Annotated in this window: 27 protein-coding genes; 10 read left to right on the top strand and 17 right to left on the bottom strand. The window is 62.8% G+C overall.

Annotated elements, in window-relative coordinates:
• Nucleotides 1–76: 76 nt before the first annotated feature.
• Together FZF13_RS17035 and FZF13_RS17040 are read right to left on the bottom strand one after the other, a co-directional pair.
• Nucleotides 77–289 carry a cold-shock protein gene (locus FZF13_RS17035; RefSeq protein ID WP_024925394.1) on the bottom strand — a complete coding sequence of 71 codons (213 nt, stop codon included), beginning with the start codon at nucleotides 287–289 and terminating at the stop codon, nucleotides 77–79.
• 199 nt (nucleotides 290–488) lie between these two features.
• Entirely contained in the window at nucleotides 489–701 is a 213-nt protein-coding gene (locus FZF13_RS17040) for a cold-shock protein (protein ID WP_024925393.1), read from the bottom strand.
• A 543-nt stretch (nucleotides 702–1,244) separates the two neighbouring features.
• Here FZF13_RS17040 and FZF13_RS17045 point away from each other — a divergent pair.
• Complete coding sequence (locus tag FZF13_RS17045) at nucleotides 1,245–1,655, top strand: Kazal-type serine protease inhibitor domain-containing protein (RefSeq protein ID WP_024925392.1); 411 nt, start codon at nucleotides 1,245–1,247, stop codon at nucleotides 1,653–1,655.
• A 130-nt stretch (nucleotides 1,656–1,785) separates the two neighbouring features.
• Nucleotides 1,786–3,498 (top strand): tetratricopeptide repeat-containing sulfotransferase family protein, encoded by a 1,713-nt coding sequence (locus tag FZF13_RS17050; protein ID WP_024925391.1) that lies wholly within the window; start codon nucleotides 1,786–1,788, stop codon nucleotides 3,496–3,498.
• 218 nt (nucleotides 3,499–3,716) lie between these two features.
• Here FZF13_RS17050 and FZF13_RS17055 read toward each other — a convergent pair whose 3' ends face one another.
• The 5 genes from FZF13_RS17055 to FZF13_RS17075 form a co-directional block, all read right to left on the bottom strand.
• Nucleotides 3,717–4,145 carry a VOC family protein gene (locus tag FZF13_RS17055; RefSeq protein ID WP_024925390.1) on the bottom strand — a complete coding sequence of 143 codons (429 nt, stop codon included), beginning with the start codon at nucleotides 4,143–4,145 and terminating at the stop codon, nucleotides 3,717–3,719.
• A 26-nt stretch (nucleotides 4,146–4,171) separates the two neighbouring features.
• The gene (locus FZF13_RS29315) at nucleotides 4,172–4,351 is read right to left on the bottom strand and encodes a hypothetical protein (protein WP_024925389.1); all 180 of its coding nucleotides are present in this window, start codon (nucleotides 4,349–4,351) and stop codon (nucleotides 4,172–4,174) included.
• Between the two features lie 121 nt (nucleotides 4,352–4,472).
• On the bottom strand, nucleotides 4,473–7,547 hold the full coding sequence (gene uvrB / locus FZF13_RS17065) for an excinuclease ABC subunit UvrB (protein WP_024925388.1): 3,075 nt from the start codon (nucleotides 7,545–7,547) through the stop codon (nucleotides 4,473–4,475).
• 109 nt (nucleotides 7,548–7,656) lie between these two features.
• Complete coding sequence (locus FZF13_RS17070) at nucleotides 7,657–8,097, bottom strand: SH3 domain-containing protein (RefSeq protein ID WP_024925387.1); 441 nt, start codon at nucleotides 8,095–8,097, stop codon at nucleotides 7,657–7,659.
• A 103-nt stretch (nucleotides 8,098–8,200) separates the two neighbouring features.
• Complete coding sequence (locus tag FZF13_RS17075) at nucleotides 8,201–8,740, bottom strand: hypothetical protein (protein WP_137901377.1); 540 nt, start codon at nucleotides 8,738–8,740, stop codon at nucleotides 8,201–8,203.
• Between the two features lie 333 nt (nucleotides 8,741–9,073).
• On the opposite strand from FZF13_RS17075, the gene FZF13_RS17080 reads away from it, so the two are divergent.
• Nucleotides 9,074–10,504 carry an amidase gene (locus FZF13_RS17080; RefSeq protein ID WP_024925385.1) on the top strand — a complete coding sequence of 477 codons (1,431 nt, stop codon included), beginning with the start codon at nucleotides 9,074–9,076 and terminating at the stop codon, nucleotides 10,502–10,504.
• Between the two features lie 121 nt (nucleotides 10,505–10,625).
• Entirely contained in the window at nucleotides 10,626–11,675 is a 1,050-nt protein-coding gene (locus FZF13_RS17085) for a CapA family protein (protein ID WP_024925384.1), read from the top strand.
• A gap of 4 nt (nucleotides 11,676–11,679) precedes the next feature.
• Here FZF13_RS17085 and FZF13_RS17090 read toward each other — a convergent pair whose 3' ends face one another.
• Together FZF13_RS17090 and FZF13_RS17095 are read right to left on the bottom strand one after the other, a co-directional pair.
• Nucleotides 11,680–12,162: a YegJ family protein gene (locus FZF13_RS17090; protein ID WP_244431127.1), complete on the bottom strand. Its 483-nt coding sequence runs from the start codon at nucleotides 12,160–12,162 to the stop codon at nucleotides 11,680–11,682.
• A gap of 47 nt (nucleotides 12,163–12,209) precedes the next feature.
• Complete coding sequence (locus FZF13_RS17095) at nucleotides 12,210–12,467, bottom strand: SemiSWEET family sugar transporter (protein WP_024925382.1); 258 nt, start codon at nucleotides 12,465–12,467, stop codon at nucleotides 12,210–12,212.
• 523 nt (nucleotides 12,468–12,990) lie between these two features.
• Between FZF13_RS17095 and FZF13_RS17100 the strand changes: the two genes are divergently transcribed.
• Entirely contained in the window at nucleotides 12,991–13,233 is a 243-nt protein-coding gene (locus FZF13_RS17100; protein WP_024925381.1) for a DUF1344 domain-containing protein, read from the top strand.
• A gap of 90 nt (nucleotides 13,234–13,323) precedes the next feature.
• Here the strand turns inward: FZF13_RS17100 and FZF13_RS17105 are convergent, their stop codons facing one another.
• On the bottom strand, nucleotides 13,324–13,830 hold the full coding sequence (locus FZF13_RS17105) for a hypothetical protein (RefSeq protein WP_024925380.1): 507 nt from the start codon (nucleotides 13,828–13,830) through the stop codon (nucleotides 13,324–13,326).
• 757 nt (nucleotides 13,831–14,587) lie between these two features.
• On the opposite strand from FZF13_RS17105, the gene FZF13_RS17110 reads away from it, so the two are divergent.
• Nucleotides 14,588–15,526 carry a diacylglycerol/lipid kinase family protein gene (locus tag FZF13_RS17110; RefSeq protein WP_024925379.1) on the top strand — a complete coding sequence of 313 codons (939 nt, stop codon included), beginning with the start codon at nucleotides 14,588–14,590 and terminating at the stop codon, nucleotides 15,524–15,526.
• Nucleotides 15,527–15,635: 109 nt separating this feature from the next.
• Here FZF13_RS17110 and FZF13_RS17115 read toward each other — a convergent pair whose 3' ends face one another.
• From FZF13_RS17115 to FZF13_RS17125, 3 genes are read right to left on the bottom strand one after another with little or no spacing between them, the layout of a single operon-like run.
• Nucleotides 15,636–16,553: an NAD(P)-dependent oxidoreductase gene (locus FZF13_RS17115; RefSeq protein ID WP_024925378.1), complete on the bottom strand. Its 918-nt coding sequence runs from the start codon at nucleotides 16,551–16,553 to the stop codon at nucleotides 15,636–15,638.
• Complete coding sequence (locus FZF13_RS17120) at nucleotides 16,550–17,761, bottom strand: mandelate racemase/muconate lactonizing enzyme family protein (RefSeq protein WP_024925377.1); 1,212 nt, start codon at nucleotides 17,759–17,761, stop codon at nucleotides 16,550–16,552. Before FZF13_RS17120 ends, FZF13_RS17115 begins: the two co-directional genes overlap by 4 nt.
• A complete protein-coding gene (locus FZF13_RS17125; RefSeq protein ID WP_024925376.1) occupies nucleotides 17,758–19,374 on the bottom strand; it encodes a GMC family oxidoreductase in 1,617 nt (538 codons plus the stop codon). The genes FZF13_RS17120 and FZF13_RS17125 overlap by 4 nt, the downstream gene beginning before the upstream one ends.
• 208 nt (nucleotides 19,375–19,582) lie before the next feature.
• Between FZF13_RS17125 and FZF13_RS17130 the strand changes: the two genes are divergently transcribed.
• Nucleotides 19,583–19,975: an acyl-CoA thioesterase gene (locus tag FZF13_RS17130; protein WP_024925375.1), complete on the top strand. Its 393-nt coding sequence runs from the start codon at nucleotides 19,583–19,585 to the stop codon at nucleotides 19,973–19,975.
• Between the two features lie 12 nt (nucleotides 19,976–19,987).
• Here the strand turns inward: FZF13_RS17130 and FZF13_RS17135 are convergent, their stop codons facing one another.
• Nucleotides 19,988–20,362 (bottom strand): winged helix-turn-helix transcriptional regulator, encoded by a 375-nt coding sequence (locus tag FZF13_RS17135; RefSeq protein WP_024925374.1) that lies wholly within the window; start codon nucleotides 20,360–20,362, stop codon nucleotides 19,988–19,990.
• 86 nt (nucleotides 20,363–20,448) lie between these two features.
• Here FZF13_RS17135 and FZF13_RS17140 point away from each other — a divergent pair, with 86 nt between their 5' ends.
• Nucleotides 20,449–21,051, top strand: a complete 603-nt coding sequence (locus tag FZF13_RS17140) for an NADPH-dependent FMN reductase (RefSeq protein ID WP_024925373.1) — start codon at nucleotides 20,449–20,451, stop codon at nucleotides 21,049–21,051.
• 75 nt (nucleotides 21,052–21,126) lie between these two features.
• On the opposite strand, the gene FZF13_RS17145 is transcribed toward FZF13_RS17140, so the two are convergent.
• The 3 genes from FZF13_RS17145 to FZF13_RS29320 form a co-directional block, all read right to left on the bottom strand.
• Nucleotides 21,127–22,437, bottom strand: coding sequence for a hemolysin family protein (locus FZF13_RS17145; protein WP_024925372.1), 1,311 nt, complete (start codon nucleotides 22,435–22,437; stop codon nucleotides 21,127–21,129).
• Nucleotides 22,438–22,525: 88 nt separating this feature from the next.
• Entirely contained in the window at nucleotides 22,526–23,338 is an 813-nt protein-coding gene (locus FZF13_RS17150; RefSeq protein ID WP_024925371.1) for an extensin-like domain-containing protein, read from the bottom strand.
• Between the two features lie 129 nt (nucleotides 23,339–23,467).
• A complete protein-coding gene (locus FZF13_RS29320; protein WP_244431126.1) occupies nucleotides 23,468–24,013 on the bottom strand; it encodes an extensin-like domain-containing protein in 546 nt (181 codons plus the stop codon).
• A gap of 498 nt (nucleotides 24,014–24,511) precedes the next feature.
• Between FZF13_RS29320 and FZF13_RS17160 the strand changes: the two genes are divergently transcribed.
• Together FZF13_RS17160 and FZF13_RS17165 are read left to right on the top strand one after the other, a co-directional pair.
• Complete coding sequence (locus FZF13_RS17160) at nucleotides 24,512–24,862, top strand: DMT family protein (protein ID WP_024925369.1); 351 nt, start codon at nucleotides 24,512–24,514, stop codon at nucleotides 24,860–24,862.
• Nucleotides 24,863–24,947: 85 nt separating this feature from the next.
• The gene (locus FZF13_RS17165) at nucleotides 24,948–25,532 is read left to right on the top strand and encodes a tetratricopeptide repeat protein (RefSeq protein ID WP_024925368.1); all 585 of its coding nucleotides are present in this window, start codon (nucleotides 24,948–24,950) and stop codon (nucleotides 25,530–25,532) included.
• Nucleotides 25,533–25,717 lie beyond the last annotated feature (185 nt).

A 25,717-nucleotide genomic window follows, 5' to 3' on the forward strand; every position in this document is an offset into this window, starting at 1 on the left:
CCCGGCCAATACGTCCCACCGCGTCGATCAGGCGGTGGGCGAACTCTATCGGTCCATGTAATTCCTGATCGCCGGCTTAGCCGACCGTCAGGTTGACCGCCTTGGGACCCTTGCCGCGCTTATCCGGCTCGGTGTCGAAAGTCACTTTCTGTCCATCTTCAAGACCAGGAAGTCCCGATGCTTGTACAGCCGAGATATGAACGAAGACATCCTTCGCCCCGTCGTCCGGCGTGATGAAGCCGAAACCCTTGGCATGATTGAAGAATTTGACAGTGCCGGTCTGCGGCATGGGAAACTCCTTTGAACCCCATCAGTCCAGTCTCCGGGCCCGCAAAGAACCCAGACGGCAAATTTGTCGTTTATTTTGGCGATATCGGCAAGAAAAACTTTTGCTGTACGGAAACCGCAGCCGCGCCGATGCTTTGACAATGAAAAAAGGCGCGACGGAAACCGTCGCGCCTCTCGAATTTGCTCGAATTCGAAAAAACTTATGCCGCGCGCAGGTTGACGGCCTTCGGACCCTTGCCCATGCGGTCGGGTTCCACGTCGAAGGTGACCTTCTGGCCATCGACGAGCGTGCGCAGACCGGAGGCCTCGACCGCCGAGATGTGAACGAACACGTCCTTGGCGCCGCCGTCCGGCGTGATGAAGCCAAAGCCTTTGGTGCTGTTGAAGAACTTTACGGTACCGGTCTGGGCCATTGGGGAAACTCCTTCACCCGTTCAATGGTGGGTTCTGCCTCGTCTCGCGCCGGTTGGCAGTTCCCGGTTCTTGCTTCGGCGTTCATGCATTCGCGCACGACAAAAACCCCCGCCGAAAAACGGGGCCGTCAGAGATTCACACTATCGGGGAAAGGGTCGTGCAAAACGTTCCAGTCTCCGGGTCGCAAATGCCCGAACACAAAATTTATCGCACGGAAATGTGATTGTTGCAAGCTGAAGCCTGAGGGAACAACACCCAGCTTTCACGCTCCCTAATACTAAGACAATACATGGTCATCTACCACAGGCGCGCAAGGATAGGCCCAGATCGAGAGGAACGGGTTTCGTCCCTCGTCGGCGACGAGCGGCCGCGTGTCGTTTCATGCCCCGTAGGGCCGCCTATTCACCACGGTTGAAGCCGGCGCTTGCGTTCCGCCAAGCCGTGTCTATTCAATCGCGCTGAATATGGCTGTCGCGTTAATCGCTGCGCACGGCCATATCGCCCGGCGTCTTGCGTCGGGAGGGGGTGATGGAGGGACGACCATGCAGTTTCTGAAGTTCTTCTTGCGGCCGCAGGGAGCGGCGCTTGCCATTGTCGCCCTGGTGCTTGCGGCCTGTACGGTGGTGGTCGACGAAGGGCCAGGACCACGCCCGCCTTTCCCGGGGCCTGGGCCACAATTCTGCACGCGCGAATATGCGCCCGTCTGCGCGCGGCGCGGCGGAGACAGGCAGACCTTTGCCAATGCCTGCATGGCACGTCGGTCCGGCTATCGCATCATTGGCGACGGCCAATGCCGAGGCGGTGGCTGGGACGATGGCGGCGATCGTCCGCAGTTCTGCACCCGCGAATATGCGCCGGTCTGTGCCCGCCGGCATGGCCAGTTGCAGACATTTCCGAACGGCTGCGAGGCGCGCGCCGCCGGCTGGCGCGTCGTCGACGATGGCCCCTGCTAGACCGTGAACACGGGTGCCGTTGTCTTTCCGGCAACGGCACCCACCTCGGTTGATGCTTGAAACCGGCTCTCGGATAGCCTAGGTCGCAACAGGCTCAGACGAACATGGCAGGTGTCCCATCAACCGGGCATTGAGAAGGCGCGAAGGCGCAAAGGGTGGGGCCGGTGGCCCGACGCAACCACCGCGCGGTGGCGATCTGGATCGCGCCGTCGGGCAGGCGTTGCAACTGCACCAGATGGGGCGGCTGCAGGAAGCCGAAAACCTCTACCGGCAGGTGCTTGGCGCCAAGGCAAACCATGCCGCGGCCGCGCATTTTCTCGGCCTGCTTCTGCATCAGACCGGTCGCAGTACCGAGGGACTTGCGCTGATTGAACAGTCGCTGCGGGCCGAGCCGAAGAATCCGGACTTCCTGAACAATTATGGCACGGTGCTGCGCGATGCCGGTCGCGGGGTTGCGGCGGCCGAGCAGTTCCGCAAGGCGGTGGCGGCAAAGCCGGACCATGGCGCGGCCCGCGACAATCTCGGCTCGACGCTTCGCCAGATCGGCCATTTCGACGCCGCGGAAGAGGTGTTCCGCGCCACGATCGGCCGTAACCCGTTCCATATGCGGGCCAGGGCCGGCCTTGCCGAGACGCAGCAGGAAGCCGGGCGACTGGACGATGCGTTGGCCACTTTCCGCGAGGCGCTGGCCATCCGGCCCAAGGATGCCGAACTCAACCACGGCTATGGCGTGGGGCTGATGGAGAAGGGGCGGCTTTCCGAAGCGGCCGAGCATTTCCGCACGGCGCTGGTGGCCGATCCGACGCAGGCGAAATCATGGCTGATGCTTTCCCAGGTCAAGCCGCAGCGTGAAAGCGACGGCGAACTGGCCGCGATGGAAGCGCAGCATGCCAAGGTACCGGCCGACAGCCTGGCGCGCATGCAGCTTTCCTTCGGCCTCGGCAAGGCGCATGACGATCTCAAGGTCTACGACAAGGCGTTCGACTATTTCGCCGAGGGCAACGCCATCCGCCGCAAGGGCATCGCCTACGACGGCGCCAGGACGCGCGCCGAATTCGAGGCGATGAAGGCGACCTTCACCAAAGCATTTTTCGAGAAGCACAAGTCGAGTGCGATCGAGGACGATGCGCCGATCTTCGTCGTCGGCATGCCGCGTTCGGGCACCACGCTGGTCGAGCAGATCATCGCCAGCCATCCGCAGGTGTTCGGCGCCGGCGAGCTCACCATCCTCAAGACCGCTGTCGGCAAGGGGTTCCCGCTCGACATGAAGGGCGGCTTCCCGGCTGGCATCGCCGATATGCCTGACAAGGCGTTTGCCGATGCCGGGCACGATTATCTCGACATGCTGCATACCCGCTATCCGGGCTTCAAACATGTCACCGACAAAATGCCAGGCAACTTCCTGCTCGTCGGCTTCCTGCACCTGATGCTGCCCAAGGCCAAGATCGTGCATTGCAGCCGCAACGCGGTGGCCACCTGCCTGTCGATCTTCAAGTCGCATTTCCGCGGCGACGGCCATCTCTATGGCTACGACCTCGCCGAGCTGGCCGATTTCCACAATCTCTACCTGGACATGATGGCGCATTGGCACGCCGTCCTGCCGGGTGTCGTGCACGACGTGCGCTATGAGGATTTCGTCGCCGACCAGGAAGGCCAGAGCCGCGCGCTGATCGACTATCTCGGCCTGCCATGGAGCGATGCCGTATTGTCGTTCCATCAGAACGAGCGACAGGTGCGCACGGCGTCGGCCGCGCAAGTGCGCCAGCCCATGTACAAGGGTTCGGTCGACCTGTGGAAACGTTATGGCGATCGGCTGAACCCGCTGATCGAGCGGCTGAAGTAGCGCCGCTCGAAGGTTGAACGGCTTAGAACAGCTTCATGATGCGCACGGTGCCAATTTGGCGGTGCGCGCAAGGCAGGCCAGCTCTCTGCCGTCTCTGCAATCGCTTTTAGCAGATTGGGCGGGCTGCGCCGGATCTCAAAAAACGAACCGCCGGATCGTCTGGGGATACGATCCGGCGGTTGGAAACCGGCCTCCGTTTTGGAAAGGCCGGCCTCTGGCTACTTGATGGGAGCGTTCATTGCCCAGTTGACACCGAAGGGGTCGCGCAGGCTGCCCCAGCGGTCGCCCCAGAACATTTCCGCAAGCGGGTTTTCGATTTCACAGCCGGCATCCACCGCGCGTTTCCACCAGCTTTCGATGTTGTCAGCCCCAAGCACGAGCTGCATCGTATAGCCTTGGGCCGCTTTGTGCGGATGGCCATGCTCCGGAAACGCATCGCTCAGCATCAGCGACGAACCGTTGATGTAGAGATGGATGTGCATGGTGCGGCCCTGTTCGTCCGGCGGATAGGAGAACACCTCCTCGGCGCCGAAGGCACGCTTGTAGAAATCGGCGGCTTTCACGGCACCGTCAACCTGGAGATAGGCGATCAGTCCGCCGAGTACTTTCGGGCGGGGATATTCGGTCTGTGCGGTCGTGTCGTTCATCTGACTTTCCTCTCGTTACAATGTGACTAGCGAACTGTTGCCTGGATTCTGAAAGGCCGGCTCGGCTGTTCATCGACAGCCTCGGGCCAGCCGATGTCCTTGCGCAATTCGATCGGCAGCGAACGAAGCACGCGCTGGGTTCGAGCGTGGGTGCGTGCCGCCGAATATCGGGTCGCGATGCGACCAATGGATGACAGGATCGACATGGTGCATTCTCCCTCTGATTGGCGGCGACATCATCGTGCCGACAACCAAGGAACGAATGGTGCGATCGCATTCCGACAGCGGCGCAAAATTTATTTCAGCCGACGGAGGGAGCCCTCGCGATCAGTGTCCCGGCCGGCCGCTTTTCTTGGGTCGCCGTGTCTGCCGGCGCTGGTCGCCCGGATCTTCGTAGGAGCCGATGCCGGCACGTTCGCGCACGACCGGCTTCACGTCCTCCGGCTTGACCGGACGCGCACCCTCGACCGGCTTTTCCGTTCGCCGCACCGTCATCTCGTCGAGCGTGTTCTTGCGGAACAGCGACTTGCCGTCGTCCGGTGTGCCATAGTCCGAGCCGTGCGCCTCGGCCGCCGATTGTTTCTTGAACAGCGAACGCGAAACCGCGCCAGCCGGCGTCGGCATGTCGGTGCCCGGTCCCATGTCGTCGATGGACGGCTTGGCAAACAGCGATTTCTTCACGGGGACGGCACCATCGGCGCCCATCTCGTCGAGATGCGGCTTGCGGAAGAGGTTCGGCCGGGCAGCCTTGGCCGCTTCCTCGGCGGCGCGGGCTTCGTCGAGCTTGCGGAAACGCTCCTGCTCCTCGGCGGTACGGTGCTTGGCCACACCCTTGTTGTGCTTGCCCTTCTCCCGGCCAGAGGAGGGGCTTTGGCCCTCGACCTCGCGCGCTAGCGGGTCGTCGGAGATGGCGAGCTCCATCTCGCGCAGCCGTTTGATCTCGTCGCGGACGCGGGCCGCCTTCTCGAAGTCCAGATTGGCGGCCGCGTCGCGCATCTGCTTGTCGAGCGCTTCCAGATGGGCCTTGAGGTTGTTGCCCATCATCGCGCCGGCACTATCGGTGAACTGCGAGATGTCGGCGCGGACGTGGTCCTTCTCGTAGACCGAATCCAGGATGTCGGCGATGCGCGACTTCACGCTTTCCGGCGTGATGCCGTTGGCCTCATTGTATTCCAGCTGCTTCTCGCGGCGGCGGTTGGTCTCCGCCATCGCCCGCTCCATCGAGCCGGTGACCTGGTCGGCATAGAGGATGACCTTGCCGTCGACATTGCGCGCGGCGCGGCCGATCGTCTGGATCAGCGACGTCTCGGAACGCAGGAAGCCTTCCTTGTCGGCGTCAAGGATGGCGACGAAACCGCATTCGGGAATGTCGAGGCCTTCGCGCAACAGGTTGATGCCGACTAGCACGTCGAAGGCGCCGAGGCGCAAGTCGCGCAGGATCTCGATCCGCTCCAGCGTGTCGATGTCGGAGTGCATGTAGCGCACGCGGATGCCGTTCTCGTGCAGATATTCGGTCAGGTCCTCGGCCATGCGCTTGGTCAACACTGTGACCAGCGTGCGGTAACCGGCCTTGGTCGTCTCGCGGATTTCGCCAACGACATCGTCGACCTGGCTCTTCGCTGGCCGAATCTCGACCGGCGGGTCGATCAGGCCAGTCGGACGGATGACCTGTTCGGCGAAGACGCCGCCGGCCTGTTCCATCTCCCAGGCGCCGGGGGTGGCGGAAACACCGACGGTGAGCGGACGCATCGCATCCCACTCCTCGAAACGCAGCGGCCGGTTATCCATGCACGACGGCAGGCGGAAGCCGTATTCGGCCAGCGTCGCCTTGCGGCGGAAGTCGCCCCGGTACATGCCGCCGATCTGCGGCACGGTGACGTGGCTTTCATCGATGAAGACGAGCGCGTTGTCGGGGATGTATTCGAACAACGTCGGCGGCGGATCGCCGGGCCGGCGGCCGGTGAGATAGCGCGAATAGTTCTCGATGCCGGCGCAGGAGCCGGTGGCTTCCAGCATCTCCAGGTCGAAGCGGGTGCGCTGTTCCAGACGTTGCGCCTCGAGCAGACGGCCAGCTTTTTCAAGCTCTTGCAGGCGATGCTGCAATTCTTCCTTGATCGACTTGATGGCTTGATTCAGCGTCGGCCGCGGCGTCACATAGTGCGAGTTGGCATAGATCTTCACGCTTTTCAGGTCGCCGGTCTTGTTGCCGGTCAGCGGATCGAACTCAGTGATCGTCTCGATCTCGTCGCCGAACATCGAGATGCGCCAGGCGCGGTCTTCCAGGTGGGCCGGAAAGATTTCGATGGTGTCGCCGCGCACGCGGAAGGAGCCGCGCACGAAGTTGGCGTCCTGGCGCTTGTATTGCTGGGCGACGAGGTCGGCGAGCAGTTGGCGCTGGTCGAGGCGGTCGCCGATCGACATCTGGAAGGTCATCGCGGTGTAGGTTTCGACCGAACCGATACCGTAGATGCACGAGACCGAAGCGACGATGATGACGTCGTCGCGTTCGAGCAGCGAGCGCGTCGCCGAGTGGCGCATGCGGTCGATCTGCTCGTTGATGGAGCTTTCCTTCTCGATATAGGTGTCCGTCCGGGGCACATAGGCTTCCGGTTGGTAGTAGTCGTAGTAGGAGACGAAATACTCGACCGCGTTCTCCGGGAAGAACTTCTTGAACTCGGCATAGAGCTGCGCTGCCAGCGTCTTGTTCGGCGCCAGGATCAGGGCGGGGCGCTGGGTCTCTTCGATCACCTTGGCCATGGTGAAGGTCTTGCCCGAGCCGGTGACGCCGAGCAGAACCTGGGTGCGGTCCTCATTGGCGACACCTTCGACAAGGTCCTTGATCGCCGTGGGCTGGTCGCCGGACGGCTTGAATTCCGTTTCCATCTTGATGGCGATGCCGCCTTCCGACTTCTCCGGGCGTTCGGGGCGGTGCGGTGTCCACAGCACGCCGTTCTTGTGCAGCGGGTTGCCGCTTTCAATCAGCGCCGACAGCGCGGCAACGGTGGCGGTGACGCCGGAATTGGACAGCGTTTCGGCATCTTCGAGCGAGATATCGAGGCCGGCGACCGGGTTGAGGCCGGCCGCTGTGCGCTCCTTGGCCGTGGCGGCGCCGCCCATGGAGGTGCCACGTGCCGTGCGCGTCGGTGCGGCGCTCTTTTCGGGAACCTTTTTCGGCTTCGGTGTCGCCTTCTCCGCTTCCCTGGAAATCTGTTCGGCCCAGTCCGAGATCGAGCCGCTCAATGGCGCACCGGCGAATTCTGCTTGCGGCGCTTCGTTGAAGCCACCGCGATGCAGCGGCTCGGATGCGTCGAGGAAGTCGGTAACCCCGTTGCCGCGCTTGCGCGGCTGCGCACGGTCGTCAGGCGCCGATGCGGACGTTTTCTTGTCGGAGGATTTGGCCATGCGTCGAATATGGGAGGAGTCCGCCAAAATGGGAAGAGCCGAAAGGTCTTGAGCGACCCTTCGGCTTCGATCTCAACGGCGCTGCTGACATCAGGCTGTCAGGAGCCGGTCAGCGCGGGCAGGGGAAACCGGGGGCGATCTTGCAATGAGCGCCGGGATGCGGCCTGGGCGGACGCGGTTTCCAGCCCGGACGGTGCGGTGGCTTGTGCCAATGGGGCGGCCGCTGCCAGTGCGGCGGGCGATGTGGCGGCCGCACGACGATCGTCGGTGCGATGACCACCGCAGGCGGGCGGCCGGCATAATTGGTCAGATAGTTGGCCGAGACCCAGCCATGGAGGCCGGCGCCCCGCACATTGCACCAATTGTCTTCGCAGCCACGCAGGTTCACGCGAGTGCCCGCCGTCAGCGTGCCGAGCTTGGCATAACCCGCCCCCGGGCCGGAGCGCACGTTGACGTTGCCGGTGGTGTGGGCCGTGGCCGCCAGCGCCGGCGCGGCGGTTGCGATCCCGCCAAGCAAGGCAAGGGCGGTCAGCAATTTACGAAACATCATCGTCCTCCTCCATGACTTCGGTTCGAAGGATTGCATATTAGCCCGCGCTTTCGCAGCGTCACCAGCCTTGTCTGTAGATATAGTTAGGGAGACTGGAAGAAAGTCAGGTTCCATCGGGTTCGTGAGGAAAGTTTTGTCGAATTCGCTCTCGATCTCGCCGTATCAATTCTTCGATAAGATCGATTTTCCTCGAATGCTCTTCTTGTTCTTTAGACGATGCATTGAAGTGAGTTTGATATGCCGATCCCTGAAGGTGATCCTGAAGGATATTGATGAACTCCCGATCGCCAAGTTTTCGGACTTGCCGTTGCGGAGGAGACTTCCATCCTGGCTCGGCTAAGCCTTTCTCATATATCACGTAGGGACTGATTGCCCCCAGCGGCGGATCGAGCGTCTCGAGACGGGACAGCGAGAGGACGTAGTGTCCGTTCCGCTCGGAGGCCTCGACGATATTCTCCGCAAAGGCAATCGCATTGTAGTTTCCAGAAGCCGATATTCCGGAGCGCCTCGGCATATACAAGAGAACCCAATCGCCCAGAGCGCTCTGAACCAGTCTAAGATATTTTTTGGAAAAGAAGAATTTATCGCCAATATCTGGTGCTCTATCCCGCCTGCTGGGATGTTTTAGAACTATATGCGCCAAATGTGATCCCCCGGTATTTTTTACTCGGGCGATCTTTTTTGGGAAACTGACCTATGGTTGCTCCTGTGAGAGGTACAAGTTTAAGTTTAGTGAACCTCGCATTTAGACATTTCGCGTTGTGCGGATATCGTTTGCTGATGGAAGCGCGGATACTTTGACCGCAATATCCAGATAGCCCAGCCGGGCTTCGGTTTCGCGGACGCTATCCATGCAGCAACTGGCCCGGCACAGTTGTCTTATCTGCTCTATTTGGCAGACGCTACGCGCCTATCTTCATTGGTATCAGGGACGGATGAGGGACCGGGCCACCGTCTTTGGCGAGGAGGAGTCATCATGACGAGTTTGCAGGCCGTCTACATCGAATCCGACGCGCTGGGTCTGGCTGGGCTGGTGCAGCGGGGCGAGGTTTCGCCGCTGGAAGTGGTCGAGACCGCCATCGCGATGATCGAGCGCCTCAATCCCAGGCTCAATGCGGTCATTCACCGTCTCTATGACATGGGGCGGGAAACGGCGGCCAGGGTTGACCGCAAGGCGCCGTTCGCGGGCGTTCCGTTCCTGGCCAAGGAACTTGGCAGTTCGTGGAAGGGCGCGCCGCGCACCAATTCGTCGGCCTATCTGAAGCATATCGTGGCCAGCGACGATTCCGAAGGGGTGCGCCGTGCTAAGGCGGCGGGCCTGGTTCTGGTCGGCAAGTCGAACGCACCGGAGAATGGCTGGTCGATCTCGACCGAGCCCAAACTGCATGGCGCTACCATCAACCCCTGGAAGGAAGGCATCACCGCTGGCGGTTCGAGCGGCGGCACCGCGGCGGCAGTGGCCTCGCGCATGGTGCAGATCAGCGAGGCGAGCGACGGGGCCGGCTCCATCCGCATCCCGGCCTCCTGTTGCGGCATCGTCGGGCTGAAACCCTCGCGTGGCCGCGTCACGCTCGCACCCGACGGCGACTTCTGGTACGGCGGCGCCTATTTCCTGTGCCATTCACGCACGGTGCGCGACACCGCTGCCTATCTCGACGCGGTCGCCGGTGCGCTGCCTGGCGATACCTACGTGCCGCCACGGCCAGCCGAAAGCTGGCTGGAATTGTCGCGACGCGCGCCGAAGCGGCTGCGCATCGGCTACACCGTCACGTCCACCAACGGCACGCCGGTCGACCCCGAAGTGAAGTCGGCGGTGCTGGCGACTGCCAAGACCCTTGAGGGGCTCGGACACGATGTCGAGGAGCACAATATGGCGCTCGACGGCAACGACGCCTGGAACACCTATACCCATATGGGGCCTGTGGAGGTGGCGGCGATGTTCGAGGAACTGGCCGCTGTCGTCGGGCGTCCGGTGACGCGGGACGATGTCGAGCCGATCACCTGGGCGGTGATCGAGCGCGGCCGTTCGATCAGCGGCATCAAGCATGCGCAAGACGTTCATAAGCTGCGCCTGCTCAGCCGCGCCATCGCGACCGATCTTTCCCCCTATGACATCTTCGTCACACCGACGCTGACGCAATTGCCGCGCCCGATGGGCTATTACGACATGTCTGAGACCGATCTCGACCGCTACAATGCGAAATGGGCGGATGCCGGTTTCGCGTTTCCGTTCAACCTCTCGGGTTTGCCGGCGATCTCATTGCCGCTCGGCTGGTCTTGCGAGGACATTCCGATCGGGGTTCAGCTCGTCGGGCGCTATGGCGACGAGGCCGCCGTGCTGGCCGTCTCGACCCAGCTCGAACAGGCTATGCCCTGGAAGGACAGGCGGCCATCGATCAGCGCGTGAAGGTTCGCGCTTTTGAATACGGCTTTGTCGTTTCGCACCCTTGTCGGTACGAACTCGACCTGACGCTGCTTCACCCGTTCGGCTCGAATGTGTAAACGGGAGCAAACGAACCGGGCCGCGCGTGTCGAACTATCCGCTCTCCTACAAGCTCTCCTGGCTGCCGCGCTTCCTGAGTCCGTCGCTCGACGGCGATGCCCGGGATTTCGCGCCGCCCGCCGCCGCGCTGATCGCGCCCAGGCCGGCAAGAACGGTGCGGCTGGCGTTCATCGGCGACATTTCGGCGGTTGCGTCGCGACAGGCGCCGGTGTGCGATCCAGCTTTGAAGGAACTGCTCGGTTCGGCCGATCTCGTCATCGGCAATTGCGAGAGCCCGGTGGTGGGACGTGCGCGCGCCCGTTTCGGCACATGGATCGGTACGCATCATGCGATGAACGAGACCTTCCTGTCGGAGGCAATCGCGGCCGTCGGTATCGTGCCCCAACGCCTGGTGCTGTCGGTGGCCAACAACCACATGCTGGACCAGGGCCCTGACGGGTTCGACGAGACGCTGGCGGCCTTGCGGCGCCTCGGCATCGGTGTGATCGGCGCGGCTGCCGACGGTCCGGTAAAGCGTATCAAAGTCCAGGACCTGTCGGTCGGCTTCGCCGCCTTCACGCTGTGGCGCAACGCCGACGAGGCGCTGTTTGCCGGCCGTGTCTCAACGGAAGGCGATCCGGCACGTTGGCTGGATGGTAGTCTGGCAGACGCCGACCTCATGTGCGCGGTGCCGCATTGGGGCTGGGAGTTCAGGCATTTTCCGCAACGCGAAACGATGGAGCTGGCCGGGCGCCTGGTGGAGCACGGTTTCGGGCTGATTGCCGGGCACCACGCTCATGTCGTGCAGCCGGTCGGGCAGGTTGGCATGGTACCTGTCGCCTATGGGCTCGGCGATTTCCTCGGCACCGCGTTGGCCCGCCAGCCATGGCCGGGCCGCATCGGTGCGATCTTTACCGTCGATGTCAGCGCGGAAGAGGGCAGCCGGGGGCAGGTCGCCAGCTACCGGATGCATCCCTTCATGCGGTTGCGCGATGGCGGACGCGAGCGGCTGATGCCTGTGGATGCGTTGCCCGGACGGCTGCGCGCGCGGGTCGAGGCGCGGTTGGCGCGTGTGCTGGGGGCAGCCGAGGCCTGATTGGTCAGCAATCGAAACCGTAATTGGTGCGGTAAAATTCGACGTCTTCCTTCGGCATCTGCTTGAACATGGCGCAAACCGTGAAGCTGCCGATCTGGCGGCCGTTCTTGGCGTAGCCCCAGTCGGAGATGTCGTCGCGGGTGAACTGGATGGTCTGGCCGGCAACCACGTTGCGGACCGCTTGCGGCTCGTTTGCAAGGGTGCCCTCAAAACCCTCCTTGGTACGGCTGAACGGGATGACCCAGAAATGTTCCGTGGCGTCGCCGTCGCGGACCATCACCTTCAGCTTGTAGCCTTGGGTGTCGTTCGGTGGCGCTTCGGCCAGTTTCAGGAAATCGTCCAGCGTCGCCCGGGCGTGTTTGATCGCGGCGTTCATGTCGGGGTCGTCCCGAGCGATGTCGACGACCTTGTCATCGCTTTGCGCGCCGGCGGTAAGCGGGACCAGGAACAGGGCTATGAGCAGCAACAGTCGAGGCAAGCGGTTCACGGGCAGCTCCTGCTGTTGCCGGTCAATCCGAGTTTGGCTTTAATCTTTCAGCCGTAACGCAGCTTCATGGCGACGATAGCCGCGACCAGCACGAAGGTGAAGCCGTTGGCCAAGATGACCGGCCAGGAGCCGATCAGCACCCCGTAGAGTGCCCACAGCAGGATGCCAAAGGCCAGGAAGCCGGTGGTGGCCAGCGAGATGTCGCCAGCCCGGCGCTCGCGCGCGATCTTGGCGACCTGCGGAATCCAGCCGACGGTCGTAATGAAAGCGGCGACCGCGCCGATGAGTTCGATTGACGGGAGCAAGACAGTTTCTTTCGCAAATATCGGTGGGAGGCCGATTGAACCGGTTCAATAATGGCAGAAAGCGTGATTCCTGGGAAGACGGACATGGGCTGGACCAAAAAAGAAGATGTCAGGCCCGTGGAACCCTCCATGCGAGCGATCCGTGAGGCGCGAACCGGGCGTCACAAGCCTCTAAGCGATGTCATAAAACGTGTCTGGCAGGATTTTTTCGGCGCCGTTTCGTGAATGGCGGGATCGCGAAATGCGGCGTTCGGGTGGCATCGGGGCTCGGTGGCGAGCGAGTTCCTTTTGTTGCGCAAAACCGCTGCAGCGAATGGCACGAGACGGTCCGAAGCAGTGGCTATGCGCAAATGTGTCTGAAATAAGCCCATGATTTCATTTAACAAAGTCACCCTTCGTGATTTGTTTGCGCTGGCCGTCAACGGTTAGCTTTTGCCTGTCCTGCCGCTCCTGCCGCGTTCGATCCTGTTTTGGCGGAGAGGCTGAAGGGCACTTTCGATTTCCGAAAACGGAGCATCAAGCCATGAAGAAGACCCTCGCGACCGCAGCCGCTCTCCTTGCCCTCGTCGGCTCAGCCTATGCCGCGACGGTGGCCGGCAAGATCGAGGCAATCGACCCTGCCACCAAGTCGATCACGCTTGACGACGGCAAAATCTATCAGCTGCCCCCGGAAGCCTCGCTGACGCATCTCAAGGTCGGCGCCAAAGTGAACGTCACCGTCGACGACAAGACGGGCACCGTGACGTCGATCGCCAAGGGATCGTAGCCGCGCGTTTCGGGCGACAACCTTCCATGGATGGCCGGCCCCGACGGGCCGGCCGCTATGTGCAGGCAAACGCGGACGCAACGCCGTTTGTTACGGCGAGGGCAACTGTGCCGAGAGCCAGCCGGCCGAACGCCCCATTGCCGAAGCCGTGCTGGACACAGTCTGGCTGAGGCCGGTCTTGACCAGGGCGTAGCCATTTTCGGTGCGGTAGAGGACGGCGCGGCCTCCGTCGACCATCGTATCGTAGAAAGTCGGCTTGAAATCGGGATTGGCGACCGCCGTCGCACTCGGACCGATTGGCATTTCGGGCCGGCGCAGCCCGAGCGCCGCGATTTCGTCGGTGATGACAGGCGGCGGGCCGTTATCGGGCGTGGCAGGCGCCGCGGCGAGCTTGCTGGCCGGCTTCTGCACGGTGCGGCAAACGCCGGACACCAACGGATAGTCGAAACTCTTGTGGCGCAGCACTTGGCTTTTCATGGCTGCCTCGCAGTCGGCAAGGTTCGACCATTTGGCCGGCGTCTCGCCGATATATTCGCAAAGCTTGGCGTCACAGTCGCAGCCGACGATGGTCATGGCGACGAGGGCGGTCTTGATCACGTGTTCGGTCCCTTCGGAAGTCGCGACGACGATGACCTTCGAACAAGGCGGGATTTCGCTGTGATTGTGAAATGAGCGTGGCGTTTTGCGCAGCGCTGCCGGCCGCGACAAGATCAGCAGCCGTGGCCGTGTTCGGCCCGGCAGGTTCCAAAAGACAGTTGGCGCCGGGATCTCTCCCAGCGCCTCCCTGTCAGACCAGGACCAGTCAGCGGTCGCAACATCCAAAGGTTGTTGCAGCGTGCCAGCCTTGATTTTGACGACCCTTCAGGTCGCGCACCCCGAAAGGCAGCGCCCTTTCCGGATCACGCCGTTCTCGGTCCTTTCGAACTCCGGTCGACGTGCCATCGAAGGTCTTTCCCGGCCTTCATGGCTTGCATCGGTCCGCCGTTGGCGTTCGCACGCTTTCCGCGGCCCCGTACTTCGTGGCTCCCGCTCCAGCATCAGGCCGAAACCTGCGCCGGTCGGCGCCGTACGGGCCTCAGGAGTTTCCGCGTGGTTGCCGTTGTCTTTCGACCGTTCAATCCGTGGCCGCCTGAGATAATCTAACCATACGCCCGTTTGACGGCGCCCGGAACCGCTGACGGCCTGTGGATACCGGGATTATCGGGTATATCGGCTGGCGGTCGCAGTTTTTTCGGGTAAACAGGCCGGTTTGCCGCGAGCGGCCTGAACAGGCGAATTCGGTCAGGCGCTTGCTCTCCATTCCCCTGCGCGCTTCAATGCCGGCAAAGAACCGCCACGATCGGGGGAGGCGCGGTTGAAAGTCGGTGTCATCCTCAATCCGGTCGCCGGCGGCGGGCGATTGAAGCAGGACTGGACCATGGTCGCCGCGGCGATCGAACGGCATCTCGGTGCCTTCGACATGCGGGAGACGCAGGCCGAGCGTGATGCCGAGCGGCTGGCGCTGGAATTCGCCGTCGAAGGTTACGAGCTGGTGCTGGCCGCCGGCGGCGACGGTACGGCCAGCGAAGTGGCCGACGGCCTGCTGCAGGCCGTGGGCGAAGGCCATGCCGGCACGGCGCTCGCCTTGCTGCCTTGCGGCACCGGAAGCGATTTCGCGCGCGGGCTCGATCTTCCGCGCGACATCGATGCGCTGCTCGCGCGGATCGCCGCCAGCGAAGCCCGCATGATCGATGTCGGCCGCATCTGTTATGTCGACGACCACGGAGCGCTCGCCAGCCGGCATTTCATCAACATCGCCAGCGCCGGCCTTTCCGGGGCGGCGGACCGGGCGGTGAATGCCGACAAGCGCAAGGGAAGGGTGTCGGCGAAACTGCTCTTCCTATGGCGCACGGCGACGGAGTTCCTGCGCTACCGCTTTCAGACGGTGTCGATCACCGTCGACGACGGCGAGCCGTTCGAAGCGCGCGTCGCGCTGGTCGCCGCCGCCAATGGCCGTTTCTTCGGCGGTGGCATGATGATCGCGCCCGATGCCGTGCTCGACGATGGGCAGTTCGACTTCGTCATCCTGCGGGCGGCGAGCAAGCTCCGGCTGATCTGGGATATCCGGCTGCTCTATGGCGGCCGGCATCGCAATCATCCGGCCATCACCATCGTACGGGGCAAAAGGCTACTGGTGGAGCCGGTCGGCGATGCGAACGGCAACAGCGCGCTCGTCGACATTGACGGAGAGTCGCCGGGCCAGATTCCGGCGCAGTTCGAGATCCTGCCGCGGGCCCTGTCGGTCAGGTGGTAAGCAGGCCTGGTTCCAGCGACATACGCCGAATGTCCTCAGGTGTTGATTCAACCACCTGCCGATCCGATTCCGCTATGGGCGGCAAGCCGTTGATCTTGAATCGTTTTCCTCAGGCCTCAAGCTTGGCCGGAAAGCCTGGAGCTCGAAGGTCAGTGCCGACTGCGTCTTCCAGGAGTTTGACGATCATCGTCGACCAGGCGTCGCCGCCGTATTTTTGTTTGCCCAACTCGAAGATGGCATTGACCCGCGATGCGAGGTCGAGCGGCACGCCGAACTCCTCGCCCATGCGCGCGGCAAAGCCGAGATCCTTCAGCGCGAGATCCATGGTGAAGCCGATGTCGTAGGAGCCGCTGAGCACTAACTGGCTCTCGGTCTCGTGGACAAAGCTGGTGCCCGACGAGGCGGCGATGGCGTGAAACGCCTGGGCGAGATCGAGCCCGCCCTGCTTCGCCAGCATCAGCGCCTCGCCGGCGGCGACGAGGTGGATGAAGGCCAGCATGTTGGTGATGACCTTGATCACCGCCGCCGAGCCGACCGGGCCCATCAGGAACGAGCGCGAACACATCGCTTCGATTGCTTCGCGGTGGCGCTCGTAGAGGGCGGGGTCGCCGCCGACCAGTGCCGTGATTTTTCCCGTGGCCGCGAGGTGGACGCCACCGGTGACGGGGCACTCCAGCGTCTCGACGCCCCTCGCGGCGGCAAGCGCCGCGAGACGGATAATTTCGTCGCGGCCGTTGGTCGACATCTCGATCCAGGTTCCGCCCCTCGTCAGGCCTTCCAGCAGCCCAGCCGGGCCGGCGAGTACGGCCTCGCTGATCTTGGGCGAGGGCAGGCAGGTGATGGCGTTTTTTGCGCGGGCCGCCGCGTCCGCTGGAGAGGCGGCGGCGGTGGCGCCGAGCGCTACGAGGCGCGCGACCGCCGCCGGATCATGGTCGTGGACGGTGACGTCGAAGCCGTTGCGGACGAGCGAGGCGGCGAGATGACCCCCGAGATGGCCGAGGCCGATGAAGGCGTATGCCTCGCTCACGGCATCAACGGCGTCTGCATCATCTGCAGGTGAAGTTCCTTGCCGCTGTAGGGATGCGCTTCGCACACCGCCTCGTTCAGCTCGACGCCGAGGCCCGGCTCCTTCGATGGGATGACCCAGCCGTCCTGCCATTCGATTTTTTTCTTCAGCAGGGTGGCGTGGAAGCCATCCCATTGCTTGAGCGATTCCAGGATCAGGAAGTTCGGCAGAGTCGCGGCGAGCTGGATGTTGGCGGCGCCGACGATCGGTCCGCAATAGCAATGCGGAGCGATCTGGATGTGATAGGCCTCAGCCATCGCCGCGATCTTCTTGGTTTCCAGAATGCCGCCCGAGCGGCCGAGATCCGGCTGCAGGATGGTGGCGGCACGATTTTCGATGACACGTGCGAACTCGAATTTCGTCGTCAGCCGCTCGCCGGTGGCGATCGGGATCGACGTGCCACGAGCGACCTGCGCCATCACCTCGGGCATGTCCGGCGGCACCGGCTCCTCGAACCAGAGCGGATCGTAGGGCTCGATGGCGCGAGCCATGCGCAAGGCGCCGGACGCGGTGAACTGGCCGTGCGTGCCGAACAGGATGTCGGCGCGGGTGCCGACCGCCTCGCGGATCGCCTTGATCATCCGGGCGGACAGGTCGATGTCGATCAGGCGGGGCTGATGGCCGTCAAAGGCCGTATAGGGACCGGCCGGATCGAGCTTCACCGCGTTGAAGCCCTGGCCGACGTAGAGTGCGGCGCATTCTGCGGCAAGGTCGGGGTCGTTGTAGACGTTCTTGCCGCTCGCGTCCTCCGAATGGACGCTGCCGGAATGCGGATAGAGATAGGTGTAGGAACGCAGCTTCTCGTGCACCTGGCCGCCCAGCAGCTTGTATACCGGTTTGCCGGCCTCCTTGCCGATGATGTCCCAGCAAGCCATTTCGAGCGCCGAGAAACAGCCCATGCCGGACACGTCCGGACGCTGGGTGAAGCCGGACGAATAGCAGCGGCGGAAGAAGTTCTCGACATCATGCGGGTCGCGACCGACCAGATAGCGTTCCGCCATATCCTCGATCATGCGCGCGGTGACATGCGCAGAGAAAGTGGCGTTGTAAGCCTCGCCATAGCCGACGACGTTGGAATCGGTCGTCAGCTTCACGAAGATGAAATACTTGCCGCCGATGCCCGGCGGAGGGTTGCCGACAACCCAGGTCTTGACGTCGGTGATTTTCATCGGTGGTCCTCCAAAACCATTTCGGCGCCTTTCCAACCCGTCATGATCGAGGCGGCATTGGTGTTGCCGGCGATATTGTCAGGGAAAATCGAAGCGTCGATGACGCGCAGGCCCGCAAGGCCATGGACCTTGAGGCGCGGATCGACCACGGCGCGCGATGGGTCCGGCCCCATGCGGCAGGTCGAGACGGGATGATAAACGGTGCCCGAGCGCTTCCTGAAATCCTGAATCAGGTCCGCATCGGAAGTGATTGACGGGCCTGGCAAAACCTCTTCCGCGATGACCTCGGCCATCGCCGGCATGGCTGCGATGCGGCGCAGGAATTTCACCGCGTCGAGCATTTCCGACACGTCTTCATTGGTCGAAAAGGCATTGGGCGTGATCTTCGGGTAGGCGAATGGGTCCGCCGAGCGGATCATGATTTCGCCACGGCTCGACGGTCTGCAGTTGGAAAGGCCGATGGAGAAGCCCGGCCAGGGGTCCGGTGTCAGGATAGGGCGCTCTCCGGCTCGAGGCAGCACGGTCGAGAACACCTGGAAATAGAGCTGCATGTTCGGGCGCGGCTGGTCGGCATCCGTGCGGAAGAAGCCGCCACCCTGGTTCATCGACATCGACAGCGGTCCGGAGCGCAGCACCAGATAGTGCAGGCCGACCAGCAGCTTGCCCCACCACGGTCGCAGGATCTGGTTAAGCGTCGGCTGCGTAGCCTTCCAGGTGTAGTTGACGCCCTGGTGGTCCTGGAGGTTGCGGCCGACATTGTCCGCCGCGTGGACGACCGGGATGTCGAGGTCGGTGAGCAGGGGGCCGGGTCCAACGCCCGACAATTGCAAAAGCTGCGGCGAATTGATGGAGCCGCCCGACAGGATGACTTCCCTGCCGGCACGCGCGGTCCTGGTTTCGCCATTCTGGACATATTCGACGCCGACGGCGCGTTTGCCCTCGAACAGGATTTTTGTTGCCAGCGCATGCATTTCGACGCGGACATTGGCGCGCTTCATGGCGGGGCGCAGGAAGGCACGCGCCGCCGAGACACGACGGCCGTTCCTGGTGGTGATCTGGTAGACGCCGGCGCCCTCCTGCGCGGCACCGTTGAAGTCGCTGTTCGGCGGCAGGCCAGCCTGCTCGGCTGCTTTGAGATAGCGGACCGTCAGTGGATGCACGCGCGCGCGATTGTCGGTGATGTGGACTGGCCCGCCGCGCCCGCGCCACTGGTTGGCACCAGCCTCGTTGTCCTCGAGCGCCTTGAAGATCGGCAGGACGTCGTCATAGCTCCAGCCGGGGTTGCCGGCTTCGGCCCAGGCGTCGAAATCCTCCCGCGCACCACGGATCCATACCATCGCGTTGATGGAACTCGATCCACCCAGGATCTTGCCGCGCGGCCAATGATCGGCGCTGTTGGCAAGCCCCGGGTCCGGTTCCGCCTTGTAGTTCCAGTTCACCACAGGGTCAAAAAAGGTCTTGCCGTAGCCCAGGGGCATCTGCACGAAGAAGCGACGGTCGGTGCCGCCTGCCTCCAGCACCAGGACCGAGAAGCGACCGGAGGCCGAGAGGCGTTCTGCCACGACCGAGCCTGCCGAGCCCGATCCAACGACGATGAAATCATAAGTCTGCATGTTGGGGTGTGATGTCCGGAATGCTTGTCGGCATCAGACTAGCTGTCGCATTCCCTGCAATCACCGGCACTTCCGGCATGCTGTGTGAGAAATGCGACCACGTGGTTTCTTCATTCGCGCAACACTGTCTCGCGTGGTGGCGGCGTTGACGCCTTGGCGTCACGTCGCTACGCCATCATGACGACGCTTTGGCATGAGGGACTTTCGCATGGTGCATTACGCGGATGGAAAACCGCTCGGCGATCTGACGCTGCGGACGCTGGCCATGCCTTCGGACGCCAATGCCGCGGGCGACATTTTCGGCGGCTGGGTGATGGCGCAGATGGACCTTGCCTGCGGCATCCGCGCGGCGGAGCGCGCCAAGGGAAGGGTGGTGACGGCGGCGGTGAAGGAAATGTCCTTCGCAAAGCCGATGAAAATCGGCGATACGCTGTGCATCTACACGCATGTCGAGCGTGTCGGCCGGACCTCGATGACACTGAAGGTCGAGGCCTGGGCGCAACGATACCTTTCCGACCTGATGGAAATGGTAACCCACGCCGATTTCGTCATGGTGGCGCTCGATGGCGAAGGCAGGCCGAAAGTCGTGCCGGCCGAATGACGCTGATGGCCGTCAGGCCACAGCCTTGATGCCGTCAAAACGGGCACGCGCTTCGTTGATGCGGCCTGTATTGGCGATGGCCCATTCAGCCAATCCCTTGACCGGGATCGACAGCTCTCGGCCAAGATCGGTCAATTCGTAATCCACCCTTGGCGGAATGGTCGGAAAGACCGTGCGCGTGACAAACCCGTCGCGTTCCAGGCTGCGCAGCGTCGTCGTCAGCATCTTTTGCGAGATGTTGCCGATGCCGTGCTTGATCTCGTTGAAGCGCTGCGGGCCCTCTCCGAGATTCTGCACCACGAGCAAAGACCATTTGTCGCCGATGCGTTGCAGGATATCGCTCACCGCCTGGCAATCCTTGGTGATGTGGGGGTGCCTCGGTTTCAAAAAAGTGCCTCCTTGCCAACCGAGTTGACAGTATCAGATATAGTCTCGGTATCCAAATGATACTGTATTTGATGAGGAGCTTGTAGATGTCAAAGCCCAAGATCGCCGTCGTTATCGGCTCGACGCGTGCCGCCCGCTTCGCCGACGCGCCGACCGAATGGATTGCAAAACTGGCCCGGGAACGCGGCGACTTAACCGTCGAGGTGGTGGACCTTCGTGATTTTCCGATGCCGTTCTTCGATGAGGTGGCGTCGTCGCTGTGGGTGCCCTCCAGCAACGAGATTGCGCAGAAGTGGCAGAAGAAGGTCGAGGAATATGACGGCTACATCTTCGTCACCGGCGAATACAATCGCGGGCCCAGCGCGGTCCTGAAGAACGCGCTCGACTATGCCTACACCGAGTGGAACAGGAAACCTGCGGCTTTCGTGGGGTATGGCGGTGTCGGCGGTGCCCGCGCGATCGAACAGCTGCGTCTCAATGCCGTCGAATTGCAGATGGCGCCGGTGCGTACGGCCGTGCACATCGTTCTTGCCGACTACCTCGCCATCAAAGCCGGCAGGAAGATCGTGGAGTTCGAGCACCTCAACCAGGCCGCGCACGACATGCTGAACCAGTTGTCCTGGTTTGCACATGCCTTGAAGGCCGCGCGCGACGCGGATGCCGAGACGGCGGATGTGGCAGCAGCTTGAAGTCGCCTGGATGTTGATCTGAACGCGCAAAAGGCAGCCGACAGGCTGCCCTTGCCGCGCCCTCAGGCCCGGAGCTTAGCGCACCACGCCACGATGCGCCGCTGCCAGACGCGAGGCGATGACCTTGTCGATACGGCGACCGTCGAGATCGACTACCTCGAAGCGCCAGCCTTGCGCGTCCACTGTTTCCCCGGTCGTCGGCAGATGCGCGAAGTGGGACAGGAGATAGCCGGCGACGGTTTCGTAGTCGCGATCTTCCGGCAGGTCGAAGCCGAGCAGATCGGCCATTTCGTCGGCGGGCATGTAGCCGGCCAGCAACCACGAGCCATCCTCGCGCTGGACGGCACTTTCTTCCTCGTCGCCGGCGTCCAGGTCGGAACGGAACACGCCGGTGATCGCCTCGAGGATGTCGGCGGGCGTGACGACGCCTTCGAAGTGGCCGTATTCGTCATGGACCAGCGCCATCGGCACGTCGGATTCGCGCAGCTTGGCCAACACGTCCAGCGCATCGGCCTGGTCGTGGACGATCGGGGCCGCCTTCACATGCTTTCGCGGGTCGAGCGCGCGGCCGCCAAGCATTGCAGCCAGCACGTCGCGTGTCTGCACCACACCCAACATGGCATCCACGCTCTCGCCGGCGGGGAGACGCGAGTGCTGCGTTTCCATCAAGAGCTTGCGCGTGGTGGCGTCGTCGGCCTGCAGGTTGATCCAGTCGATGTCGGTGCGCGGTGTCATCACGGCGCGGACGGCGCGGTCGCCCAGCCGCATGACGCCGGCAATCATGCGGCGTTCGTCGGATTCGATGGTGCCGTGATGTTCGGCCTCGGCAACCAGCATCTTGATCTCTTCGTCGGTGACCTTCTCTTCGCTTTCGCCGCGCTGGCCGAGCAGCCACAATACGGCGCGGCCGGAAATGTCTAGGACGAACACCACGGGTGCGGCGATCTTGGCGAGCACCGCCATGAAAGGCGCCGCGCGGGCCGCCACGCGCTCGGGATCGCGCAGCGCGATCTGCTTGGGCACCAGTTCGCCGATGATGAGCGACGCATAGGTAATGATGGCGACAACGATGCCCACGCCGACGGGGTTGGCAAATCGCGGACCAACGCCGGAAGCGGCCAGGAAGTCGGCAAGTCGTTCGCCCAGCGTGGCGCCCGAAAACGCGCCCGACAAGATGCCGACCAGCGTAATGCCGATCTGGACCGAAGACAGGAATTTGCCGGGGTTGGCGCCCAGTTCCAGCGCGCGCGCCGCGCCATGGACATCGCGGTCGATCATCGCCTTCAGCCTTGCGGGGCGGGCCGAGACGATCGCGAGCTCGGACATTGCCAAAAGGCCGTTCACACAGATGAGAGCGACCACGATACCGATTTCAGCATAAAGCATGCGCGCTCATAGCATTTCGAAGGGGGCTTCGAAAAGCGGCGAGCTCTGTTTTGTCCAATGTATGTTGAACTTGATCGGACGCGCCGCCTCAGCGGCAGGCGCGATAGCCGTTCTTGCGGTTCTTGACGTCGAAATGGAAATGGTTGCGGTGGTCGTAATTGTAGCCGGGGCCGAGCACCGTGGTGAAGTAGTCGCAGCCGTCGGAGCGCACGGAATCAAGGAAGCCGCTGGTGCGGAAGGCGAACCAGCCGGGCTTGCGCACGTCGATATCCTCACCATTGTTCAATTCGATGCTCATCACATCGAGCGCGTTGCCCTTGCCGTGCTCGGAAAGAACGCCTTCACCGGCGATCCTGCGGCAGGAATAGCTCGATCCCTGATGGATGGTCTTGACGCCGGAGAAGTAGCGCCAGCGTGCAGTCGGAACGAGCTCCTTCTCTGTCCAGGCAGCGAAGGTGGCCGCCATGTTGCAGCTCAATGTCGCTGCCGGCTTCATCTGCACGCTGCCGATCGCAGTCACTTTCACCGGATGCTCGATGCCGCATTGCCCTTCGCGGATCGGTGCGAGGTCGGTATAGGCCACGTCAAGCCGCTTCAATTCCTGTCGGCAATCGACCTCTTCCGCCGACAACTGCTCGACCGGCGACATCGGCTCATCCATGCGCGGATAGGCAGCGGTCATGTAGGGGTTGGAAGGGACGAGGCTTTGCAGGCCGGACGTTTTCGGCAGGGCGGCGGTCGTGGAGCCGACATCCACGGCAGGCTTCAATTCGAAGACGTCGCCGGTGGTGCAGGCTGAAGCCACAGCCACGACGCACAATGCCACAAGGCGGCCGGGTGTCGTCCACGGGGCGCGCTTCGGCCGCGCGGCGCTCCGCATGGCATGCAGTTTTCCAGCCATCGTCGTTCCCGTCCGTTGGGCAATCCCCTCCCAGCCAGCGTGTTTTACGCTGCAAGGGTAAAGGAAAGCTCAGCGGCGCGGTTTACGGCTGTGGTGGAAATGCGGCGGCGGCTCCGTCGCGGCCTGCGCTCATTGGCAGAAAGTGCCGCCGTTGCGGCGAGGCGCCAGGTCCAGATGCAGGTGTTTGGCGTGGTCGGCATCGCTGCCGGGGCCGAGCACGGTCTTGAAAGGCCCGCAGGCCGCCTGGCGCACGCGATCAAGCAATCTTGCCTGCTTTTCGGGTCGTGCGCCGTCGACTTCAACCACCGTGTTGTCGGCAAGTGTGAGGCTGGCGATGTCCAGGGCGTTGCCGAAGCCGTGTTCGGAGAGTTTCGTGCTGCCGTTGCGTGGCCGGCAGACATAGCCGGAAGCCTGTGCGACCGATATCGGCGCCGCGCCGAGTTCGGCCTGCGCTGCCGGCGAGACGACATCGATGAGGAAGCGGGACAGCGTTTCCGCCATCGCGCAATTGAGTTCGGCCGCCGGTGTGATTTCGATCGACCCTCCTGCCTTGCGAAGGGTGAGCGGGTAGGGCACCGAGCAGCCTAGCGCGGTGTCGCGCTCCGGCGGCCGGTCTGAGAATTCGGCGCCCAGCGCCTTCAACCGCTCGCGGCAGGCCAATTCGTCCGCGGGCATCTTGTCCTCGGCTATGTTCGCGGAACGCGGGTCCGGGGTGGCCGGAGGATTGGGCTGTTTCGTCCATCCCGGCGGCGGGCTTGGGCCCTGGAACGGTTTTGGGGGCAGGGTGGGCGATGTGTCGGCTTCCCTCGGCTTGGGCTGCGGCAGCGGTATGTCGGGCGCCGCGGGAGGTGTTGGTTCCGAGGCGTCGCGATTGATCTCCGGCACCGGAGCCCGGGACGGCAGCTGTGTGGGCTTGGCCCAAAGCAGATCGCCTTGCGATGCCGCAGCTGCGGCAAGCAACGCTATTGCGATTGGCGACAATGTCCGTTTCGACAGCATGGCCGGTTGCAAACGAATGCCATCCGCATCGGTTGCGGAGCGAAGGGAAGTTGGCGATCACAATGGGTTACCGCTCTGTCGCGGAAGATTGGCCGTCAGTGTCTTCGAGAGATGTTGACTGCCAACGCCAACAGCTTGAAATGCGGTTCCCTCCTTTTTGCCGGTTTTCCCAAAATGTCCCAGATTCTGTCGCCTCGCTTCCTGCCGATCCTGATGCTTGTCGCCTCGAACGTCTTCATGACCTTCGCCTGGTACGGCCATCTCAAGTTCAAGACCTCGCCGATCTGGATCGCGGTGATCGCGAGTTGGATGATCGCCTTCTTCGAATATTGGTTTGCGGTGCCGGCCAACCGCATCGGCAGCCAGATCTATTCAGCGGCTGAACTGAAGACGATACAGGAGGTCGTCACGCTTACGGTCTTCGCGGTGTTCTCGGTGTTTTATCTGAAGGAATCGCTGACCTGGAACCATGCGATCGGCTTTGCGCTGATCGCCGGCGGTGCCGCCTTCATCTTCAAGGGATGACAATCTGGATGCCCAACGAACGGATGGGATGAATTCGAGCTGCCCCGGCGTTATCGTTCTGATCGAAACGCCAGGAGGAATTCCCATGCAAAAGCGACTTCTGATCCATGCGGCGGCTGCACTGGTCTCGCTGCCGTTCCTTGTCGCCCAAGTCTACGCCGCTGGCGAGAGTGGCGGGAGCGGAGGCGGCACCAGCGGTGGCGCGAGCAGCGGCGGAGGCGGTAGCGCCGAGACAACCGCCAAATGCAAGAAGAAGGGCGAGGTCTACGACACCAAGTCCAAGAAATGCGTGCTGCCCAAGCAGGGCATGCTGGATGACAATAACATCTACCAGGCGGGGCACGATCTCGCCATGGCAGGTCGCTATGACGAGGCGATCGCCGTGCTGACGCTCGCCGAGAACAAGAAAGACCCGCGCATCCTCAATTATCTCGGCTATTCGCACCGCAAGTCCGGCCGCGTCGTTGTCGGCCTCGGTTATTACGAGGAAGCATTGCGCCAGAACCCCGACTACACGCTGGTGCGCGAATATCTCGGCGAGGCACGGCTGCAGATGGGCGATATCATCGGAGCGCGCGCGCAGCTTGGCGAGATCGAAAAGCGCACAGGCAAGACGTCTCGCGAATACGGCATGCTTTCGGAGCAGATCGAGCACTACGAACGCAGCTGAAGCCCACCGGTTTTGAATGCCGGCTGTCAGCGAGCGGCCGGCATTTACCTATCTCTGAAACAGGCGAGTTCTTGGCTGCGGTGCCATGGGCGCCGCGGTATCCCCAAATCGTCGGCGTTGTTTTTTTGACGTGAAAATCGCCGCAAGCTTGCTATATTCCGGGAATCTGAGGTGACACGGTTCCG

The organism is Mesorhizobium terrae (genome assembly GCF_008727715.1).
Lineage (GTDB): Bacteria > Pseudomonadota > Alphaproteobacteria > Rhizobiales > Rhizobiaceae > Mesorhizobium > Mesorhizobium terrae.